We start from the raw sequence: 3,613 nt of genomic DNA, 5'->3' as shown, positions 1-3,613 counted from the left end.
GCGCGGCCGACGCTCTCGGTGTGCAGCGTCGTCGCCAGGCCCACCAGGGCGATGGTGAACGGCACCACCGAGAGTGCCACCTGGAACGCCAGGGCGCGGGAGTGGCTGAAGCCGTCCGCGTAACGGAAGCGGAGGAACGCATCGACGAACAGCTGTCGCCGGCCGTACGTGCGCAGCGCCGCCCACGCCTCGTCGCCGGAGAGCTCGTCCCCCGTCATGTCGCGCGTCTGGGGGACATGTTTGGCGCTGCCCATGCGTCTCCCTCTCCGTCCTCGTTTCCGTCGCTGGCTGGCCGGCCGGCTCGTCGCGAGCCCGCCGTTCATCCTGCCCGCGAACTGCCCGCGAACGCGGCGGGCAGCCACGGCGACGCTTAGCGGCAGCCGCGGGAACGTCCAGCAGGCATGCCGGCCGCTCGACGGGGCAACCGCTGGGCGAGGTGAACCGGCCCCGGAACACCCGATCCGACGGGGCCCTGCCATGTCTTCCGGACTGACCACGATCGTCCGTCAGCTGCGGCGGCACGGGATCGTGCCGCGCCGTCGCCCCCACCCGCGGCCCCGGATCGGGAGGGGACCGCACGGCGTCTCGACGGCGGCCGTCGTCCGTCACCTCGTCGACGTCCTGCGCGCCCGGGCGGGCTCCCGCCGGCGCTGACCTGGCGTCTCGGCCGGCCGGTCCCGGCGAGCGGACCGGAACGACCGGGCCCGAGCGACGGGGTCGGGACCGAGCCGGAGCGACCTGACACCTACCGTCCCGACTACTCCTCCGCCGGCCAACCCGCCGCCCGCGCGGCCGACCCTGAAGGCCGGCGACCAGATTCCCGTCCTTGGCGGGGCGCCGTCCTCACCGTGGCGGAGGCTGTCCACGACACTGCCAGTGGCTCCACCCTCCTGTGCCTGGCCCCGGCGGGCGGACCGGACACGGTCCAACTCCCCTCGGCCGCCCTGGTCGACGTCAGTCGACCACAGCCCGAGGCGGAGCAGGGCGCCGACCAGGACGACGAGGACGTCACGGTGTCGGTCGCGCTGACCGTCACCGAAGAGGTCACGTACGAATTCGAGGCCGAGCTGGAGCTGCCCGCCCGCGTCGTCGCCGACCCCGAGACGCTGCGCGACTACCTGGCCGAGAACGAAGAAGTCTGGCTCGACCACCTCAACCCCCTCACCCACTGCGTCAGCGTCGACGAGCGCAGCCTGGGCAACGCGGCTCTCGTCCTCGCCGCTTGACCCCCCGCCGGCCGACCGGCTGCGCCGTCGGCCGGCGCCCTCCGCCTCGCCTGCCGAAGGAGTCTCAATGACGCAGTCAAGCCGCCTGCGTGACCGGTGGGGTGGAGGTGAAGACCCGCCCGTCACGCAGCAGGGCCCACAGCACACTCGCCCGTCGGCGGGCCAAAGCGATGAGGGCCTGGACGTGCCTGCAGCCCTCGCCCCGCTTCTTGAGGTTAGAAGTCCCGGTTCGGTCCCTCGCGGATGATGCTGGTCTGTGCAGACATGTAGAAGACCCTGCGCAGGCGGCGGCTGTAGCGCTTGGGCCGGTGCAGATTGCCGGTGCGGCGGCCGGAGTCGCGCGGGACGGGCACCAGCCCGGCCGCCGACGCCAAGTGGCCGGCGTCGGCGTAGGCCTGGAGGTCGCCGGCCGCAACGACGAACTCGGCGCCGAGTATCGGGCCCATGCCGGGCAGGGACTCGATGATCTCGGCCTGCGGGTGGCTGCGGAACGTCTCGCGGATCTGCTTGTCGATCCGCTTCATCCGGTCGTCCAGGGCCAGGATCTGCACGGCCAGGTCGGCCACGATCTGCGCGGCGACGTCCTCGCCGGGCAGCGCGGTCTGCTGGGCCTGCGCCGCCTCCAGTGCGGTCGCGGCGACCTCGTCGGCGCTGCGCACGCTGCGGTTGGCCAGCCAGGCCGTCAGCCTCGCCCGGCCGCGACGGCGGGTGGCGGCCGGGGTCTGGTAGCCCGTCAGCAGGACCGGCGCGCCTTTGTGCGAGCTGTAGTCGAAGGCCCGCTCCAGCGCGGGGAAGACGCCCGTCAGCACGTCGCGCAGGCGGTTGATCATCCGTACCCGGTCGGCCACCAGGTCGGAACGGTGAGCGGTCAGCAGCGCGAGGTCGGCGGGCAGCTGGGGGGGCACGTCGATAGCGGCAAAGTCGCTGCGGTGGCGGGCAGTCTCGGCGATGACGTAGGCGTCGCGGGCGTCGGTCTTCGCCTCGCCCCGGTAGGCACCCGACATGCGGTTGACCGTGCGGCCAGGCACGTAGACGGCCCGCTGGCCGTGGGCCGCGAGCAGGGCCAACAGCAGAGCCGAGGACGTGCCGGAGATGTCCACCGCCCAGTGAACCTCGTCCGCCAGATCGAGGATCTCGCCGAGCGCGGCCAGGATCGCCGACTCGTCGTTGTCGATCTTCTTCGACCACAACGTGGCGCCGGTCTCATCGACCACAGCCGCCCAGTGGTGGCCCTTGCCCGCGTCGACACCGGCCCAGACCTGGGCCCTCCGCTTGCTCACTCGCCCCTCGTCGCGCCGTTCGGCATCCCGTCAGCCCGAGGAACACCCCGCTGTCATCTCCCGGCCCTCCCGGGCCGCCTAACAACTTACGGAGAACCATGCCGAACGAGAACGCCCGCCGTCACCTCTCCGCCGTCCCCGCTCCGGCACCGGCCCCCGAGCCGGAAATGCCCTGCACCGAGGCCGAGATGGAGGAGGCCATGGGCTACCTCCTGGCCCGCATGGTGCCGCTGACGCAGCGCACCGGCTGGAAGATCGAAGAGATCATCGAATCCGGCATCTTCGGCCTGCTGGCCCTGGCTTACGTCGCGGCCCTGCGCACCAACCCGCCGCTCTCCGAGACCGGTCCGGCCAAGGAGCTCGACGCGCTCGCGTTCTCCTACTACGTCGGCATGCTCGCCGGCGCGCCCAAGGGCTTCGACGACGTCACCGACCTGATCGTCCTCGACAGCATCCAATGGTGCACCCCGGCGCTCGACACGACCGCCCAGGCCCGCGCCCCTGCGACTCGTCCAGCACTGACCCAAAAGCACACGGTCTGATACTGGTGGCCACCGTTCCCGTCCATGTCCCACGGGAAGCCGGCCGGGGCTGCCGTGCACCGCGGGGACTCAGTTCCGCCCGCGCCTGCTCGTCTTTTGGGATCACCAGTCTGTTGTCTCGAAACCCCGTCCTGGAACCGAATGGGACCACAGTTTTCGGGACTCCTTTCGGGATGGGTGGCGTCGGCGCGTTCGACCGGCCGCCCCGAAACGGACTCTTTCCGGGACGCGGCTACAAGGCTCCTCTCAGTCCTCGCCACCGGCTGGACGCTGTCCGGATGGGTGGGGCCCCTGGGGTTGTCCGGACTTATCGGTTCCGCCCCACGTAGGGGGCAAGGGCCTCTAGCGTGTTGGCCGTGTCCCCGCCGCCGTCCACCCCGCCGCCGCCTCCCCGGCCAGTCTTCGCGCAGAAGATTGCCGCGTGGTGGGCCCGCCGGCATGCCCTGGGACGTCTCCCGTACTGGTTACTTAGAAGTCATCTCATTTGGTTGGCTCGGTAGGCTGTCGGTCGTGGTGGGGATCGTTGAGCGGCTTGTGCCGGATGAGTTGTGGGAGTTGTTCCAGC

3 protein-coding genes and 2 pseudogenes are annotated in these 3,613 nt (G+C 71.2%); 3 read left to right on the top strand and 2 right to left on the bottom strand.

Annotation, left to right across the window (positions count from 1 at the left end):
• Positions 1-254, bottom strand: a pseudogene (locus ACWD0A_RS34655) (hypothetical protein); the annotation flags it as partial.
• A gap of 223 nt (positions 255-477) precedes the next feature.
• Here ACWD0A_RS34655 and ACWD0A_RS34650 point away from each other — a divergent pair.
• Positions 478-654, top strand: coding sequence for a hypothetical protein (locus ACWD0A_RS34650; RefSeq protein WP_451304679.1), 177 nt, complete (start codon positions 478-480; stop codon positions 652-654).
• 194 nt (positions 655-848) lie between these two features.
• Positions 849-1,226 (top strand): hypothetical protein, encoded by a 378-nt coding sequence (locus ACWD0A_RS34645; protein ID WP_451304678.1) that lies wholly within the window; start codon positions 849-851, stop codon positions 1,224-1,226.
• A gap of 76 nt (positions 1,227-1,302) precedes the next feature.
• On the opposite strand, the pseudogene ACWD0A_RS34640 reads toward ACWD0A_RS34645, so the two are convergent.
• Positions 1,303-2,506: pseudogene (locus ACWD0A_RS34640) on the bottom strand (IS110 family transposase).
• A gap of 98 nt (positions 2,507-2,604) precedes the next feature.
• Between ACWD0A_RS34640 and ACWD0A_RS34635 the strand changes: the two are divergent.
• Positions 2,605-3,048 (top strand): hypothetical protein, encoded by a 444-nt coding sequence (locus ACWD0A_RS34635; RefSeq protein ID WP_451304677.1) that lies wholly within the window; start codon positions 2,605-2,607, stop codon positions 3,046-3,048.
• Positions 3,049-3,613 lie beyond the last annotated feature (565 nt).

It is taken from the genome of Streptomyces sp. NPDC002867, from assembly GCF_053591895.1.
This window is presented reverse-complemented; position numbering and strand designations above follow the sequence as displayed.

Bases quoted from the DNA above. Each gene is read 5' to 3' on its own strand.
- ACWD0A_RS34650 (WP_451304679.1), top strand. From the start codon at position 478: ATGTCTTCCGGACTGACCACGATCGTCCGTCAGCTGCGGCGGCACGGG.
- ACWD0A_RS34635 (WP_451304677.1), top strand. From the start codon at position 2,605: ATGCCGAACGAGAACGCCCGCCGTCACCTCTCCGCCGTCCCCGCTCCG.